Source organism: Brevundimonas sp. GW821-FHT02A10, assembly GCF_059422025.1.
The window spans coordinates 421654-436793 of record NZ_JBWKWC010000003.1 but is presented as its reverse complement, the minus strand read 5'-3'; the positions used below and the strand labels follow the sequence as shown (position 1 = coordinate 436793).

The 15140-nt window shown below is 68.2% G+C and carries 15 protein-coding genes; 4 read left to right on the top strand and 11 right to left on the bottom strand.

From position 1 onward, the window contains the following. Window positions 1-51: 51 nt before the first annotated feature. Window positions 52-1113: a COX15/CtaA family protein gene (locus AC07U0_RS11675; protein WP_494720169.1), complete on the top strand. Its 1062-nt coding sequence runs from the start codon at window positions 52-54 to the stop codon at window positions 1111-1113. On the opposite strand, the gene AC07U0_RS11670 is transcribed toward AC07U0_RS11675, so the two are convergent. Together AC07U0_RS11670 and mutL are read right to left on the bottom strand one after the other, a co-directional pair. Next, window positions 1093-1560, bottom strand: coding sequence for a low molecular weight protein-tyrosine-phosphatase (locus AC07U0_RS11670; protein ID WP_494720168.1), 468 nt, complete (start codon window positions 1558-1560; stop codon window positions 1093-1095). The two genes, AC07U0_RS11675 and AC07U0_RS11670, sit on opposite strands and share 21 nt — an antisense overlap. Continuing rightward, window positions 1560-3428, bottom strand: a complete 1869-nt coding sequence (gene mutL / locus AC07U0_RS11665; protein ID WP_494720167.1) for a DNA mismatch repair endonuclease MutL — start codon at window positions 3426-3428, stop codon at window positions 1560-1562. Before mutL ends, AC07U0_RS11670 begins: the two co-directional genes overlap by 1 nt. A 69-nt stretch (window positions 3429-3497) precedes the next feature. On the opposite strand from mutL, the gene AC07U0_RS11660 reads away from it, so the two are divergent. Then, window positions 3498-4343 carry a hypothetical protein gene (locus AC07U0_RS11660; protein WP_494720166.1) on the top strand — a complete coding sequence of 282 codons (846 nt, stop codon included), beginning with the start codon at window positions 3498-3500 and terminating at the stop codon, window positions 4341-4343. Here the strand turns inward: AC07U0_RS11660 and AC07U0_RS11655 are convergent, their stop codons facing one another. Continuing rightward, window positions 4344-5228 carry a LysR family transcriptional regulator gene (locus tag AC07U0_RS11655; RefSeq protein WP_494720165.1) on the bottom strand — a complete coding sequence of 295 codons (885 nt, stop codon included), beginning with the start codon at window positions 5226-5228 and terminating at the stop codon, window positions 4344-4346. 77 nt (window positions 5229-5305) lie between these two features. Here AC07U0_RS11655 and AC07U0_RS11650 point away from each other — a divergent pair, with 77 nt between their 5' ends. After that, window positions 5306-7408: a malate synthase G gene (locus AC07U0_RS11650; protein ID WP_494720164.1), complete on the top strand. Its 2103-nt coding sequence runs from the start codon at window positions 5306-5308 to the stop codon at window positions 7406-7408. An 8-nt stretch (window positions 7409-7416) separates the two neighbouring features. Here the strand turns inward: AC07U0_RS11650 and AC07U0_RS11645 are convergent, their stop codons facing one another. From AC07U0_RS11645 to topA, 4 genes are all read right to left on the bottom strand, one after another. Beyond that, window positions 7417-7632 (bottom strand): hypothetical protein, encoded by a 216-nt coding sequence (locus AC07U0_RS11645; protein WP_494720163.1) that lies wholly within the window; start codon window positions 7630-7632, stop codon window positions 7417-7419. A 56-nt stretch (window positions 7633-7688) separates the two neighbouring features. Then, a complete protein-coding gene (locus AC07U0_RS11640) occupies window positions 7689-8777 on the bottom strand; it encodes a PA0069 family radical SAM protein (RefSeq protein WP_494720162.1) in 1089 nt (362 codons plus the stop codon). A 119-nt stretch (window positions 8778-8896) separates the two neighbouring features. Continuing rightward, the gene (locus tag AC07U0_RS11635; protein ID WP_494720161.1) at window positions 8897-10042 is read right to left on the bottom strand and encodes an MFS transporter; all 1146 of its coding nucleotides are present in this window, start codon (window positions 10040-10042) and stop codon (window positions 8897-8899) included. 63 nt (window positions 10043-10105) lie between these two features. Further along, on the bottom strand, window positions 10106-12778 hold the full coding sequence (gene topA, locus AC07U0_RS11630) for a type I DNA topoisomerase (RefSeq protein ID WP_494720160.1): 2673 nt from the start codon (window positions 12776-12778) through the stop codon (window positions 10106-10108). A gap of 156 nt (window positions 12779-12934) precedes the next feature. Between topA and AC07U0_RS11625 the strand changes: the two genes are divergently transcribed. Continuing rightward, complete coding sequence (locus tag AC07U0_RS11625; RefSeq protein ID WP_494720159.1) at window positions 12935-13189, top strand: hypothetical protein; 255 nt, start codon at window positions 12935-12937, stop codon at window positions 13187-13189. A gap of 3 nt (window positions 13190-13192) precedes the next feature. On the opposite strand, the gene AC07U0_RS11620 is transcribed toward AC07U0_RS11625, so the two are convergent. The 4 genes from AC07U0_RS11620 to AC07U0_RS11605 are packed head-to-tail and all read right to left on the bottom strand — an operon-like array spanning window position 13193 to window position 15131. Next, window positions 13193-13813, bottom strand: coding sequence for a dihydrofolate reductase family protein (locus tag AC07U0_RS11620; protein ID WP_494720158.1), 621 nt, complete (start codon window positions 13811-13813; stop codon window positions 13193-13195). Window positions 13814-13825: 12 nt separating this feature from the next. Continuing rightward, window positions 13826-14230, bottom strand: coding sequence for a DoxX family protein (locus AC07U0_RS11615; RefSeq protein WP_494720157.1), 405 nt, complete (start codon window positions 14228-14230; stop codon window positions 13826-13828). After that, window positions 14230-14673 carry a VOC family protein gene (locus tag AC07U0_RS11610; RefSeq protein WP_494720156.1) on the bottom strand — a complete coding sequence of 148 codons (444 nt, stop codon included), beginning with the start codon at window positions 14671-14673 and terminating at the stop codon, window positions 14230-14232. Before AC07U0_RS11610 ends, AC07U0_RS11615 begins: the two co-directional genes overlap by 1 nt. A 32-nt stretch (window positions 14674-14705) precedes the next feature. After that, complete coding sequence (locus AC07U0_RS11605; RefSeq protein WP_494720155.1) at window positions 14706-15131, bottom strand: VOC family protein; 426 nt, start codon at window positions 15129-15131, stop codon at window positions 14706-14708. Window positions 15132-15140 lie beyond the last annotated feature (9 nt).

The following is a 15140-nucleotide window of genomic DNA, read 5'->3' as shown; positions in this document are numbered from 1 at the left end:
TCCGGGGTCCTTCTCGACCCCTAGCATAGCCGTCAGGACATCGGGCGTCGAATGAACCGTTTCGCGTACCGCGACCAGAGCCGTTCGGTCGCCATCTGGCTGTTTGTCTGCGCCGCCATGGTCTTCGCCATGGTCGTGATCGGGGGCGTCACCCGCCTGACCGGCTCCGGCCTGTCGATCACCGAGTGGAAGCCGATCATGGGCGCCATCCCGCCGATGGGCGACGCCGCCTGGGCCGACGCCTTCCAGAAGTACAAGGCCATCCCCCAGTACGCCCAGATCAACGCCGGCATGAGCCTGTCCGAGTTCCAGGGCATCTTCTGGTGGGAGTGGCTGCACCGGCTGGTCGGACGACTGGTCGGGGTCGTCTTCTTCGTGCCCTTTATCGTCTTCGTGGTCATCAAGCGCATTCCGCGCCGGCTGATCTGGCGCTGCCTGATCCTGTTGGCCATGGGAGGGCTGCAGGGGCTGATCGGCTGGTGGATGGTGACGAGCGGCCTGTCGGTCCGCGTCGACGTCGCGCCGGAGCGGCTGACCATCCATCTGGGCCTCGCCCTGCTGATCTTCATGGGCCTGATCTGGACCGGGCTGGAGGCCTGGGCGGGGCAGGAGCATTCGCGGTCACCCGAGGGCTGGAGCCGGGGCGCCACGGCGCTTCTGGTCGCCGTCTTCATCCAGTGCCTGCTGGGCGGCCTCGTCGCCGGGGCCAAGGCCGGTTTCGTCTATACCGACTGGCCGCTGATGAACGGCGGGTTCTTCCCGCCCGTCGAATGGGGCAAGGGAGCGATCGCCTTCCTGCATGACCAGGCGCTGGTTCAGTTCGATCACCGCATCTGGGCCTACGCCCTGCTGATCGGCGGCACGGCCTATGCCATCCAGGCCTGGCGCTGGCGGCTGGCCGAGGGGCTCGGCTTCTCCGCCATGCTGGTCGCGGGCGCCCTCTGGCTTCAGGCCCTGCTGGGAATCGTCACCCTGATCAACGCCGTGCCCCTGTGGCTGGGCGGGCTGCATCAGGCGGGCGCCGCCGTCGTCCTGCTGCTCGCCACCGCCAACCTCTGGCTGGTCCGCCGGTCACAACCGCGCCTGTTCATGTCAGGGCCGAGACGGCGCTAGTTCGTTCGCCAGCCCGGCCGCGCCCGCTGAAACCTCGCGCCAAGTGACCTCGAACCCGGCGTCATCGCCATAGTAGGGATCGGCCACCGACTGCCCCGGCCGCCCGGCGTGATCCAGCAGCAGGCTCAGAGACGCCGTCCCGTCCTTCGGCTGCAGCCGCTTCAGATTGGCCAGATTGTCGGCGTCCAGCGCCACGATATGGCTGAAATGACGGAAGTCCTCCGCCTTCACCTGCCGCCCGCGATAGCCGGAGATATCGACCCCGTGCCGCCGCGCCGTCGCCTGCGCTCGCGGATCCGGCGGATCGCCGACATGCCAGCCGCCGGTGCCCGCCGACTCGATCTCGATATCGAGCCCCACCCGCTCAGCCTCCGCCTTCATCGCCGCCTCGGCCAACGGCGAGCGACAGATGTTGCCAAGGCAGACGAACAGTACGGACGGGCTCATCACCGCCGCCCGAACAGCTTCTCGAGATCGCCCAGCTTCAGCTCGACATAGGTCGGGCGGCCGTGGTTGCACTGGCCGGAGTGGGGCGTCGCCTCCATCTGGCGGAGCAGGGCGTTCATCTCGGGTGCCGACAGGACCCGGCCGGCGCGGACCGAGCCGTGGCAGGCCATGGTGCCGCAGACGTCGCCGAGACGCTCGGTCAGGGCCAGGGCCGCCCCATGTTCGGACAGATCGTCGGCGATGTCGCGGATCAGCCCCTGCACATCGGTGTCGCCCAGCAGGGCCGGGGTCTCGCGCACCAGAACCGCGCCCGCCCCGAAGGCCTCGACGATCAGGCCCAGCTCGGCCAGCTCATCGGCCTTGGCCACGACCCGGTCGGCCTCGGATGGATCCAGCTCGACCACCTCGGGCGTCAGCAGGGCCTGCCGCGTCACCGATCCGGCGGCCATCTGGACCTTCATCTTCTCATAGACGAGCCGTTCGTGGGCCGCGTGCTGGTCCACCACCACGATGCCGTCCCGCGTCTGGGCGACGATGTATGTTCCGTGGACCTGGGCCCGGGCGGCGCCCAGCGGATGATCGACATAGTCGGGCGCGGCGCCGGATCCGGCCTGACTGGGCCATGAGGCGAAGCCCGGCGAAGCCTGTTCGACGCGCGCCGACTGTTCGTTCAATCCGGGCAGGACGCCGGTCGTGGGTCGCGCGGGCGGAGCCTCCCAGCCCTGCCAGCCGCTGAAGCTCGTCGCCGAGGGCGTCGAAGGGCTCCACGCGGGATAGTTCGGAGACGGCGCCCCCGTATGGGTCGTGAATCCCGCCAGAGCATCGGCCGCCACGGTCGTCGAGGCCCGGTGTCCCGCCGCCGCCAGCGCATGCCTCAGGCCGCCCACGATCAGGCCGCGCACCAGCGCCGGGTCGCGGAACCGCACCTCCGCCTTGGCCGGGTGGACGTTGACGTCGACGTACAGCGGATCGACCTCAAGGAAGAGCACCGCCGCCGGGTGGCGATCTCTCGCGAGGAAGTCGGCATAGGCACCGCGCAGCGCCCCCTGCAACAGCCGGTCGCGCACCGGGCGGCCGTTGACGAACAGATACTGGTGCGCCGCATTGCCCCGCGAATAGGTCGGCAGGCCCGCGTAGCCGCTGAGCCGGACGCCGTCCCGCTCCTGATCGATCAGCAGGGCGTTGGCCTCGAAATCGCGGCCCAGCAGGGCGGCCAGACGCTTCAGCCGGCCTTCGTCGCCCGGATGTTCGGCGGGCAGGCGCAGCACCGTCTTGCCGTCGAGATCCAGGGTGAAGGCGACGCTCTCATGCGCCATGGCCTGACGCTTGATTTCGTCGGAGATGGCCATGGCCTCGGCCCGTTCCGACTTCATGAACTTCAGCCGCGCCGGGGTGGCGTAGAACAGGTCGCGCACCTCGACCCGGGCGCCGTGCGGGCCGGGGAAGCCGGCGGGCGCCACCGCCTTCTGATCCCCGCCCTCGACGTGGATCATATGGGCGTCGCCGCCTTCCTTCGGGCGGCTGGTGATCGTCAGCCGGGCCACCGATCCGATTGAGGGCAGGGCCTCGCCGCGGAAGCCCAGGGTGTTGATCCGCAGCAGGTCGACGTCGCCGGCGTCGTCGGGCTCCAGCTTGGACGTCGCATGGCGTTCGACCGCCAGGGCCAGCTGGTCCGCCGCCATCCCGTGCCCGTCGTCGGCGATCAGGATGCGCGCCAGCCCGCCGCCGTCCGCCTGGACCTCGACCCGCCGCGCGCCCGCATCGAGCGCGTTCTCGACCAGCTCCTTGATGGCGCTGGCCGGCCGCTCGACCACCTCGCCGGCGGCGATGCGGTTGACGGTCTCGGGCGGAAGGCGGCGGATGGGCATACGGTGACGGTTCTGGCGCGGGAGGGGGCGAAGCACTAGCTATAGCCCAGATGGGGAAGGGCGACCTCGATGACCAGAATCCTGCTGCAGACGACGATCGGACCGGTCGAGGACGACTGGAATATCGGCCGATTCTCTCGCCTGACCGCCTTTCTCTCGGGCCTGCCGGGTGTTGAGGTCACGGCCCGCGACCGCGCCACGCCCGCCGGTGAGACCGACCCTGTGCTGGCCGGTCTGGCCGACGGCGACTTCGATCAGCTCTGGCTCTTCGCCGTCGATGTCGGCGACGGCCTGAACCCCGAGGAATGCGCCGCCATCAACGCCTTTCACGCGCGCGGCGGCGGCCTTCTGATCACCCGCGACCACATGGATCTGGGCTGTTCGGTCTGCACCCTCGGCGGCGTCGGCGAGGCGCACCATTTCCACACCCACAATATGGAGGCGGATACGGCGCGTCAGGTCATCGACGACGCCGTGACGACCTACATCTCCTGGCCCAACTATCACTCCGGCGCCAACGGCGACTGGCAGACGGTTACGGTCGAGGGCGAGGCCCATCCGCTGCTGCGTGACCCGGAGGGCGGGGTGCTGGATCGTCTGCCGGCCCATCCGCACGAGGGCGCGGTCTCGGCGCCGGCGGACCGCCCCGACGCCCGGGTCATCGCCACGGGCCGCAGCAAGGCCACCGATCGCCCGTTCAACATCGCGGTCGCCTTCGAGGGCGAGCTCGACGGGGAGGGCCGTGGTCTGGCCCAGTCCACCTTCCACCATTTCGCCGACTACAACTGGGACCCGCGCTCGGGCTGCCCGAGCTTCGTCGACGAGGCGCCCGGTGACGCCATGGTCCGCGATCCGGAGGGCCTGAGGCAGACGCAGGCGTGGATGGCCAATATCGCCGGCTGGCTCAGCCGCTGATCATTCCCACGGCGCGGGCGCGTACAGCCCGGCGATGAAGTCGGTCAGGGCGGCGACGGCGGCCGAGGGCTCGCCACGCGGCCGCACCGCATGGATGCCGACGTCGGCGGCGCCCTCGACCTCCGGCAGGACGCGGACCAGCCGCCCGGAGGCCAGTTCCTCGCTCACATCCCACAGGGACCGCAGGGCGACGCCCAGCCCCGATAGCGCCAGTTCGCGCACGACCTCTGAGGAGTTGGTGCGCACATGGCTGACGCCGGCGACCTCGATCTGGCGCTTGCCCGTCGTCAGCCGCCAGGGCAGCTGACCCTCGGCCGCCAGAAGCCGATGGTTGGGCAGGTCGCTCAGGCTCACCGGCGCGCCATGGGCCTCCAGATAGGCCGGGGCGGCGCACAGGATGCGGCGGCTGGTCGCCAGCCTGCGCGCGTCCAGCCCCGGCGCGACGCCGGACGAAATCCGGATCGCCAGATCGATCTTCTCGGCGATCAGATCGGAGAAGCCGTCCGACAGGTCGAGCGTCAGCTGGAGGCCCGGATGCCGGTCCAGAAACGGCTTCAGATGCGGGGCCAGATGCATCCGCCCGAAGGAGGTCGGCGCCGACAGTCTGAGCGGGCCCGACAGGCCGTCGCCGGGTCCGCGCAGCCGCGCTTCGGCTGCCTCGACCGCCGCCAGAATACCCAGGACGTCACGATGGAAACCCTCGCCATGTTCGGTCAGGGCGAGGCGCCGCGTGGTCCGGTGGATCAGCCGGGCGCCCAGCCGCGCCTCCAGCCGCGCCATCCGCTTGGAGGCCATGGCGGGGGATATGCCCATGTCGCGCGCCGCCGCCGACAGGCTTCCGGCGGCGACCACACGGGCGAACAGGGCGTAGTCCGGATCCAGCATATCTGTTCTTCTGAAGAACGACTGTCTTTCGTTTTATGTCTCTACCGCGCATATCGGGGGCGGTCTATCCTGCGGTCATGGAACAGATGATCGACAAGGCCGGCCTCAAGGTCGCCCAATCCCTGACCGCCTTCATCGAAGGCGAGGCCCTGCCCGGAACCGGCCTCGACGCGACCGCCTTCTGGACGGGCGTCGCGGACATCTTCGCCCGCTTCGCGCCTGAGAACGCGACCCTGCTGGCGAAGCGCGACGACCTGCAGGCGAAGATCGACGCCTGGCATCTGGCCCAACCCGGTCAGCCCGATCCGGCCGCCTATGAGGCCTTCCTGCGCCAGATCGGCTATCTGGTCGACGAACCCGCGCCCTTCGCCATCGCGCCCACCAAGGTCGACGCCGAGGTCGCGACCATGGCCGGCGCCCAGCTGGTCGTGCCGATCCTCAACGCCCGCTTCCTGCTCAACGCCGCCAACGCCCGCTGGGGGAGCCTGTACGATGCTCTCTATGGCACGGACGCCATTCCGGGCGCGGCGGCGGGCAAGGGCTATGACCCCGAACGCGGCGCCCTCGTCATCGCCTGGGCCAAGGGCTTCCTCGACGAGGCCGTGCCTCTGGCGAGTGGCTTATGGACCGACTTTGCGGGCGGCGACCCGGTCCTGGCCGACCCGGCCCAGTTCGTCGGCCGCGCCGGCGACAACCTGCTGTTCCGTCACAACGGCCTGCATATCGAGGTCGTCATCGACCGCGCCCATCCGATCGGTGCCACCGACCCGGCGGGCATCGCCGACGTGGTTCTGGAAGCCGCCCTGACCACCATCGCCGACCTCGAGGACTCCGTCGCCGCCGTCGATGCGGAGGACAAGGTCGCGGCCTATGCCAACTGGCTGGGGCTGATGAAGGGTGACCTTCAGGCCGGTTTCGACAAGGGTGGACGGTCGATGGTCCGTACACTGAATAATGGCCGGATCTATGCGGGGCCGGACGGCTCCGAGCTGATCCTGCCGGGCCGCAGCCTGATGTTCGTGCGCAATGTCGGGCATCTGATGACGACCCCGGCGGTGCGTCTGGCGAACGGCGCAGAGGCCCCGGAAGGCATCCTCGACGCCATCGTCACCAGCCTGATCGGCCTGCACGACCTCAAGGGGGAAGGACGGTTCCGCAACAGCCGCGCCGGCTCGATCTATATCGTCAAACCCAAGATGCACGGGCCGGAGGAGGCAGGTTTCACCAACCGGCTGTTCGATGCCGTCGAGGATTTGCTGGGGCTGGAACGGCACACGATCAAGGTCGGGGTTATGGACGAGGAGCGCCGCACCTCGGCCAACCTCGCGGCCTGCATCCATGCCGTGAAGGACCGGATCGTCTTCATCAACACCGGCTTCCTCGACCGCACCGGCGACGAGATGCACACCTCGATGCGGGCCGGCGCCATGGTCCGCAAGGCCGAGATGAAGGCTTCGGACTGGATCTCGGCCTATGAGGATCGCAACGTCCAGATCGGTCTGGCCTGCGGCCTGTCGGGCAAGGCCCAGATCGGCAAGGGCATGTGGGCCGCGCCGGACCGGATGGCCGACATGCTGGAGCAGAAGGTCGGCCACCCGCGCTCCGGCGCCAATACCGCCTGGGTGCCGTCGCCGACGGCCGCGGTGCTGCACGCCACCCACTATCACCGCGTCGACGTCTTCGCGCGGCAGGCCGAGCGCAAGGCCGAGCCGGTCGCCGCCCTGTCGCGCCTGCTGACGATCCCGCTGGCCGCCGGCAAGAACTGGTCGCCTGAGGAGGTTCGCGCAGAGCTGGACAACAACGCCCAGGGCATCCTCGGCTATGTCGTGCGCTGGATCGATCAGGGCGTCGGCTGCTCCAAGGTGCCCGACATCCATGACATCGGCCTGATGGAGGATCGTGCGACCCTGCGCATCTCGTCCCAGCACATGGCCAACTGGCGGCTGCACGGCGTCTGTACGGACGAGGAGATCGACGCCGCCTTCGCGCGGATGGCGGTCAAGGTCGACGCCCAGAACGCCGACGATCCCCTCTACCAGCCCCTGTCCGGCCGCGAAGCCGACAGCCTGGCCTATCAGGCGGCGCGGGCGCTGGTCTTCGAAGGTGTCGAACAGCCGAGCGGCTATACCGAACCCCTGCTGCACCTGTTCCGCAGGCGGGCCAAGGGCGAGGCGGTCTAGGGGGTGCCCTAGCCCGGCGAGCCCGGCTTCGACGTCCCGGGCACGGCCTCCTGCAACGGCGCGACGCCGTCGCCCCGCACGGGATCGGGCGTCTTGGTCTCCTGATGGCCCAGGGCGAGGACATAGGCCGCCACCGCGAGGACGGCGATCAGGCCCAGGATGATGGCGAAGGCCTTGCGGGCGCGACCCGGGCTTTTGATGGCGGGGGGCTTTTCGTGTTCCATGGCTTCTGAAACCGCGACCCACGAAACGGTTGCGCTTGTCTCCATCCGGGGACGTCTCAAAAGTCGAACAACTCCATCTGCGGCCGGGCATCTCTGGGGACCCGGAATTTCGTGATGTCGAGCACATGGCGCTCCTGGTCGAGGCCATAGCGTTTGATGGCGGCCTTGAACCGTGTGGCGATCAGTTCGGCGACCGGGCCCGTCCCCTTCATCCGCTGGGCCCAGTCGGCGTCATAGTCCTTGCCGCCGCGCGTCTGGCGGATCAGGGACATGACCCGGGCGGCGCGGTCGGGCCGGACGTCGGCCAGCCATTCGCGGAACAGGTCCTTGATCTCCAGCGGCAGGCGCAGGGTGACGTACATGGCCGTCTGGGCGCCTGCCTTGGCCGCCGCCTCCAGCACCGATTCCATCTCGTGGTCGTTGAGGCCGGGAATGACCGGGGCGAAGCCGACCCCGACGGGCACGCCCGCATCCGCCAGGGCCTTCACCGCATCCAGCCGCCGCTGCGGCGTCGAGGCCCGCGGCTCCATCGCCCGCGCCAGACCCCGGTCCAGGGTCGTGATCGAGACGAAGGCCGTCGCCAGTCCCTCGCGCCCCATGGGGCCGAGGATATCGACGTCGCGGGTGATCAGGTTCGACTTGGTGATGATCGAGAACGGCTGGTTGAACCGCTGCATGACCTCGAGGATCGACCGCGTCGATTTCAGCTCGCGCTCCACCGGCTGATAGGGGTCGGTGTTGCCGCCTATGTGGATACGTTTGCAGACGTATTTCCGGGCTGAGAGCTCCTGTTCCAGGAGACGCGCTCCCTCGGGCTTGAAGAAGATCCGGCTCTCGAAATCCAGGCCCGGGGATAGGCCCATCCAGGCATGGGACGGGCGGGCATAACAGTAGATGCATCCATGTTCGCAGCCTTTGTACGGGTTGATGGAGCGGTCGAAACCGACGTCCGGGGACGTGTTCTTGGCGATGATGGTGCGGGCGTGCTCGGGCGTGAGCGTGGTTCGCAGCGGTGCAGGGGCCTCGTCTTCCGGCGTCCAGCCGTCGTCGAAGGCTTCATGGACGACCGGTTCGTACCGGCCGGAGGCGTTGGTGCGGGCGCCGCGTCCTTTCGTCTGCAATGGCTTCGTCGCCGGGATGGACATGAGGAGACGATAACATTGAAACAGAACAAATCAAGAACATTGAGAACGTGGGGCGTTCCGCAGAACGACTGGGTTGTCGCCCGCTGATGCGTCGAATTCGGTCGTAAGGTTCGACCGGCCTACAGCTTCAGGAACCGGCTGCTCATCGCTACGCCTGCCAGCAACACCCCCACCACCCCGAAGGCCAGCGGCAGGCTGGAGGCGTGGGCGATCCAGCCGATTCCCGCCGGACCGGCGAGAATCCCCGCATAGCCGACCGTCGTCACCGCCGGCACGGCGATATGTTCCGGCATGTCGGTCTGGCGGCCGATGGCGCTGAACAGGACCGGCACGAGGTTGGAGCAGCCGGCCCCGAGCAGGGCGTAACCGACCAGCGCCGCCGGCCAGAGGGGAACCAACACCGCGACGAGCATCCCCGCCGCCGCCAGCAAGCCGCCGAACAGCAGCACCCGCGCCCCGCCCAGCCGTTCGACGATCCGGTCCCCGATCAGCCGCCCCGCCGTCATCGTCAGGCTGAAGGCCGCAAAGCCGAGCCCCGCCATGGCCGGCTCCATCCCGTGCACGGAGGTGAGGAAGACCGCGCTCCAGTCCAGCGCCGCGCCCTCGGCGAGGAAGACCACGAAGCACAGGGCGGCGATGAAGACGACGATCCCGTGCGGCACGGCGAAGGCGGGACCGTTGCCCTCCGCCGCATAGGGCAGCAGCCCCGGCCGCGCCCACAGCAGCAGGCCGGCGGTCACGGCAATGACGATCATTGCCACCACCAGAGGTGCGACGCCAAGCGTCAGCAGCGCCGCCGACCCACCTGCGCCCACGAGGCCGCCCAGGCTGTAGAAGCCGTGAAAGCCGGACATCAGCGTCTTGCCGCTGGCCCGTTCGACGATCACCGCCTGGATGTTAGCCACGCAGTCCATCGAGCCGATGCCGGCCCCGAAGACGAACAGGGCGAGCGCCAGCACCGGCACGCTGTCAGAGGTCGCCAGCAGCGGCAGCATCAGGACGGCGGCGATGGCCGCGACCGTGATCACCGTCCGGCACCCGGCCTTCCGCGCCCAGGCGCCCGACAGCGGCATGGCCAGAATCGACCCCAGACCCAGACAGAGCAAGAGCAGGCCCAGCGCCCCCTCATCCAGTCCGGCCCGCGCCTTCACGAACGGCACCAGCGGAGCCCAGGCGGAAATGATCACGCCCGGAATGAACAGGGCGAGCCGCGTCGCGCCTTGCTCGCGCAGGCCGGGCGTCTGGGAAGGAGAGAGGTCGGTCATCCCGCGCGGGGATGGCCGGTCGGGCTCACGGGGTCAACTGCGACACCGCTGCCCGACCGGATATCAGTCCTCGGCGGCGGTCTTGGCGGCCGGCTTCTTCGCCGGAGCCTTTTTCGCCGGAGCCTTTTTGGCCGCGGGCTTCTTCGCAGCCGCCTTCTTGGCCGCGGGCTTCTTGTCAGCCGCAGCCTTGGGAGCAGCCTTCTTCGCCGGCGCCTTCTTGCCCTTGGCGGGGGCGGCGGCGGCGCGGGCGGCCAGAAGCGGCAGGGCGACTTCCAGCGTCAGATCCTCGGGCGCCGTGCCCTTGGGCAGGGTGGCGTTGATCTTGCCCGACTTCACATAGGGGCCGAAGCGACCGGCCATGACGTGGATCGGCTCGCCCGTCTCCGGGTGGGCGCCGAGGTCCTTGAGCGGAGCCACGGCCGCGCCGCGACCCGCGAACTTGCCTGCCCGCTTCTCGGCCAGAAGCACCACGGCGCGGTTCAGCCCGATCTCGAACACCTCGTCGATGTCCGCGACATTGGCATAGGTCCCGGCGTGCAGGACGAAGGGCCCATAGCGGCCCAGACCCGCCGAGATCGGCTTGCCGTCCTCTGGGTGCATGCCGACCTCGCGTGGCAGGGCCAGCAGGCGCAGGGCCTGGTCCAGCGTCAGGGACGCCGGGCTCCAGCCCTTGGGCAGGGACGAGCGTTTCGGCTTGTCCGCTTCAGGCGGTGTGGTTTCGACATAGGGGCCGAAGCGGCCGATCTTGAGGTGGACCGGCTGGTTGGTCTCCGGGTCCAGACCCAGCTCGCGATCACCGCCGTCCGCCGCAGCTTCGGAGTCCGGAGACGCCACGGGGCGGGTGTATTTGCAGTCCGGATAGCGCGAACAGCCGACGAAGGCGCCGAAGCGGCTGGTCTTCAGGCTGAGCTGGCCGATGCCGCAGGTCGGGCAGGCGCGCGGATCCGAGCCGTCCTCCTTCTGCGGGAAGATGTGCGGGCCGAGCGACTCGTTCAGGGCGTCCAGAATGGCCGTGGTGCGCAGTTCGCCCGCGGCCTGGGTCGCGACGTGGAAGTCGGACCAGAACTCGCGCAGCAGCACCTTCCAGTTCAGATCGCCGGCCGACACCTCATCGAGCCGGGTCTCCAGCGCCGCGGTGAAGTCATACTCGACCCATTTGCGGAAGAACTCTTCCAGGAAGGCCGTGACCAGCCGTCCCTTGTCCTCGGGATAGAAGCGGTTCTTGTCGGTGCGGACGTATTCGCGGTCGCGCAGGGTCGTCAGGATCGAGGCATAGGTCGAGGGACGGCCGATGCCGAGCTCTTCCAGCTTCTTGACCAGGGTGGCTTCCGAGAAGCGCGGCGGCGGCTCGGTGAAATGCTGTTCGGTGCGGATGGCCTCGACCTTGGCCTTGGCGCCTTCCTTCAGCGTCGGCAGGCGGGTCGAATCGTCGTCCTCGTCCTCGGCGCCCTTCTGCTTCTCGTCGCGGCCTTCCTCATAGACGGCCAGGAAGCCGTCAAAGGTCACAACCTGGCCGGTGGCGCGCAGGCCGGTCTGGCCGTCCGGGGTCTCGACGTCGACCGTGGTCCGGTCCAGACGCGCGGCTTCCATCTGCGAGGCGACCATCCGCTTCCAGATCAGCTCATAGAGCCGCTGCAGGTCGCCATCGAGACGCAGGGAATCGGGGTGGCGCGCGATATTGGTCGGGCGGATGGCCTCGTGCGCTTCCTGGGCGTTCTTGGCCTTGGTCTTGTAGTAGCGCGGCTCGGCGGGGACGAAGGCGGCGCCGAACTGGCCGGCGATGACCTCGCGGGCCTGGGCGATGCCTTCGGGCGTCGTCTGGACGCCGTCGGTCCGCATATAGGTGATCAGGCCGCCGGTCTCGTCGACGCCCTCATACAGCTTCTGGGCCGCCTGCATGGTGCGCTGGGCGTTGAAGCCGAGCTTGCGCGACGCTTCCTGCTGCAGGGTGGAGGTGGTGAAGGGCGGGGAGGGGAAGCGACGGACCGGCTTCTTCTCGATCGACTTGATGGTGAAGTCGCCGGAGTTGATGGCGTCGCGGGCTGCGAACGCAACAGACTCCGATGGGATGTCCAGCCGCTGGATCCGCTTGCCGGCGTGCTTGACCAGACGGGTCGTGAAGGGCGGGCTGTCGGCGGCCAGATCGGCCTCGACGGACCAGTATTCCTGCGGCTTGAACCGCTCGATCTCCATCTCGCGGTCGACGACGATCCGCAGGGCGACCGACTGCACCCGACCGGCCGAACGGGCGCCGGGGAGCTTGCGCCACAGCACGGGCGACAGGGTGAAGCCCACCAGATAGTCGAGGGCGCGGCGGGCCAGATAGGCCTCGACCAGCTCCATGTCGATCTGGCGCGGCGCAGCCATGGCGTCGAGCACGGCGGTCTTGGTGATGGCGTTGAAAGTCACGCGCTCGACGTGGGTGTCCTTGAGCGCCTTCTTCTTGTTCAGAACCTCGAGCACGTGCCAGCTGATCGCTTCCCCTTCGCGGTCGGGGTCGGTCGCGAGGATGACGCGGTCGGCGCGCTTGGCGGCCTCGGCGATTTCAGACATGCGCTTGGCCCCGCGGGCGTCGACCTCCCATTCCATGGCGAAGTCGTCGTCCGGCTTGACCGATCCGTCCTTGGACGGGAGGTCGCGGATATGGCCGTAGGAGGCGAGCACCTCGTAGTCGGACCCGAGGTATTTATTGATGGTCTTGGCCTTGGCCGGGCTCTCGACGATGACGAGGTTCATTACAGCGCAGTCTGTTGGGGAGGGCGCGAACGTGGTTGGCGCCGGGGGCCGTGTCAATCAGCAGAGGTTGATGCGACACAACTTCCCGGAAAGGTTGCATTCTTACCTGAAGTTGTGTTCCCTTGCGTCATTAACCGCGATTCACAGGATCCGCCCATGTCGCGCGACGCCTCCCGGGTCGAACAGGCCAGCAGCACACCCCGTCCGGAGCCGTCGGGCGCGGCGGCCGCGAAGGAGTATCCCGTGCGAGAATATATCGGAGCGATGTGTCTCGAGCTGGCCCAGATGGCCCGCTGGGACGGGGACGAGCGCCTGGCCGTGCTTTTGGAGGCGGCGTCCGGGCGGGCGAACGAGCCCGCTCCGGTCCGCGAGGTGCTGGAGACGATCGACCGGATCGTCCGCTCGGCCTAGGGGTCAGCTCTCGCCGACCGTCCCCGTCTTCACCTCGCCCGAGCGGCGATACAGGGTCGAGATCACACCCGAACTGGTGGTTTCGTTCTTCTCCAGAACGAAGCCGCCCGGCTTTGACAGGCCGTCGAACCAGCGCTTGCCACCGCCCAGAACCAGCGGGAAGACCATCAGCCGCAGCTCATCGACCAGATCGTGGGCCAGAAGGGCGTGCAGCAGAACGCTGGATCCTTGCGTCAGCAGGTCGGGCCCGTCGCCCTGTTTCAGCTCGGCGACGCGGGCGGGGACGTCACCCGTCAGCGCTACAGAGTTCATCCACTCCAGACTGTCGGGCGACGAGGTGGCCACATATTTGGTCACCCGGTTGAACAGCGGTCCGATCGGATGTTCCTGATGCACCGGCCAGTAGCCGGCGAAGATGTCATAGGTCTTCCGGCCCAGCAGCAGGTCGAAAGGCTCCGTCTCGGTCTTGCCGAACACGCCCATGAAGGGGTCGGCGTCCTCGGTCCAGAAGGGGGCGGTCCAGCCGCCCCAGGCGAAGCCGCCGTCCGGATCCTCGCCCGGCCCGCCGGGGGCCTGCATGACGCCATCGAGGCTGACGAAGGCGGCGCCGATCAGCTTTCTCATCGGGGTATCTCCTCAGATCGCCGGGGTGCGGCGGAACGGGAACAGGGTGCTGAGCGCGGGGTCGCGCAACCACAGACCGCCCCACATGAACAGGCCGAGGTAGACCCCGAACAGGGTGAAGCCGAGCAGGGGGTTATCGACCCTCAGGTTGGTCGCGATGGCCCCGCCGAGGTAGGCCGTCATCAGCACCGCGCCGAAGATGGCCGTGCGCGGGATCAGATAGAGCACAAGGCAACTGAGCTCGATGATCCCGAGAAGCAGCACCTTGTCGGCATGCCAGCCGGTAGAGACCATGCTCTCGGCTGCGATGGCGGGCATGAAGAATTTCGGCGTGATCGATGCGCCCAGCATGAACAGGGCGAACAGACCGGTCAGCACGCGACCGGTCCACACCATCGGGGAAGCTTTCAGCGTCATCAGCCTGCTTGCCCCGGCTTCCAGTCCGCGGACGGATTGGTGTTTATCATCCACGGGATGCCGAACTTGTCGGTGAAGGAGCCGTAGCCCGGCGACCAGAAGGTCTCGCCAAAGGCCATGCCGACCTTGCCGCCGGCCGACAGGCCGTCGAACACCCGCTTCGCTTCGGCGGCGTCATCGGTGTGGAATGTGACGTCGAAGCCGTTCTTGGGCTTGTCGATATTGGGGGCGAACTCGGGCGGCATGTCGGCGCCCATCAGGGCCTGACCGTCGATTTCCAGCCAGCCGTGCATCAGCCAGTCCTTGTACTTGGCGTCGATCGGCATGTCAGGCGGGCCGTCGCCGAACGGGAAGGCCTTGATCTCTCCGCCCAGGACCGACTGATAGAATTCGAAGGCCTGGCGGCATTCGCCCTGGAAGCTCAGGCTGGTGACCAGTTTCATGACGGCGTCTCCTCTTCTTTGTTGTGGTTGGATCAGGCGTTCTGTGTGGGCGCGACGACATTGGTCATCCACGGCACCCCGAACCGGTCGGTGAAGCCGCCGAAGCCGGGCGCGCAATCGTTGATCCCGAAGGGCATCTCGATCTGGCCGCCGTCCGACAGGTCCTCGAAGACGCGCCGCGCCTCCTCGACCGTGTCGAAATGCAGGGTGATGTCGAAGCCGTCCTTGGGCTTGTGCATGTCCGGCGCATGGTCCGGGTGCATGTCCGAGCCCAGGATCGCCTGGTCCCCGACCTGCAGCCAGCAGTACATCAGCTTGTCCGCGATCTCGGGCGGCCCGTCGGGGAAGGCCTCGCCATAGGCAATGGCGGTGGTGATCTCCCCGCCCAGAACCTTCGCATAGAAGTCGAAGGCCTCGCGGCAGGTGCCGGGCAGGCTTACGCTGGTCACGATCTTCATCAGGGCGTC

What these genes read in the sequence shown, in the direction of transcription:
- AC07U0_RS11675 (WP_494720169.1), top strand. Translation starts at nt 52, where the DNA reads ATGAACCGTTTCGCGTACCGCGACCAGAGCCGTTCGGTCGCCATCTGG.
- AC07U0_RS11670 (WP_494720168.1), bottom strand. Translation starts at nt 1,560, where the DNA reads ATGAGCCCGTCCGTACTGTTCGTCTGCCTTGGCAACATCTGTCGCTCG.
- mutL (WP_494720167.1), bottom strand. Translation starts at nt 3,428, where the DNA reads ATGCCCATCCGCCGCCTTCCGCCCGAGACCGTCAACCGCATCGCCGCC.
- AC07U0_RS11660 (WP_494720166.1), top strand. Translation starts at nt 3,498, where the DNA reads ATGACCAGAATCCTGCTGCAGACGACGATCGGACCGGTCGAGGACGAC.
- AC07U0_RS11655 (WP_494720165.1), bottom strand. Translation starts at nt 5,228, where the DNA reads ATGCTGGATCCGGACTACGCCCTGTTCGCCCGTGTGGTCGCCGCCGGA.
- AC07U0_RS11650 (WP_494720164.1), top strand. Translation starts at nt 5,306, where the DNA reads ATGGAACAGATGATCGACAAGGCCGGCCTCAAGGTCGCCCAATCCCTG.
- AC07U0_RS11645 (WP_494720163.1), bottom strand. Translation starts at nt 7,632, where the DNA reads ATGGAACACGAAAAGCCCCCCGCCATCAAAAGCCCGGGTCGCGCCCGC.
- AC07U0_RS11640 (WP_494720162.1), bottom strand. Translation starts at nt 8,777, where the DNA reads ATGTCCATCCCGGCGACGAAGCCATTGCAGACGAAAGGACGCGGCGCC.
- AC07U0_RS11635 (WP_494720161.1), bottom strand. Translation starts at nt 10,042, where the DNA reads ATGACCGACCTCTCTCCTTCCCAGACGCCCGGCCTGCGCGAGCAAGGC.
- topA (WP_494720160.1), bottom strand. Translation starts at nt 12,778, where the DNA reads ATGAACCTCGTCATCGTCGAGAGCCCGGCCAAGGCCAAGACCATCAAT.
- AC07U0_RS11625 (WP_494720159.1), top strand. Translation starts at nt 12,935, where the DNA reads ATGTCGCGCGACGCCTCCCGGGTCGAACAGGCCAGCAGCACACCCCGT.
- AC07U0_RS11620 (WP_494720158.1), bottom strand. Translation starts at nt 13,813, where the DNA reads ATGAGAAAGCTGATCGGCGCCGCCTTCGTCAGCCTCGATGGCGTCATG.
- AC07U0_RS11615 (WP_494720157.1), bottom strand. Translation starts at nt 14,230, where the DNA reads ATGACGCTGAAAGCTTCCCCGATGGTGTGGACCGGTCGCGTGCTGACC.
- AC07U0_RS11610 (WP_494720156.1), bottom strand. Translation starts at nt 14,673, where the DNA reads ATGAAACTGGTCACCAGCCTGAGCTTCCAGGGCGAATGCCGCCAGGCC.
- AC07U0_RS11605 (WP_494720155.1), bottom strand. Translation starts at nt 15,131, where the DNA reads ATGAAGATCGTGACCAGCGTAAGCCTGCCCGGCACCTGCCGCGAGGCC.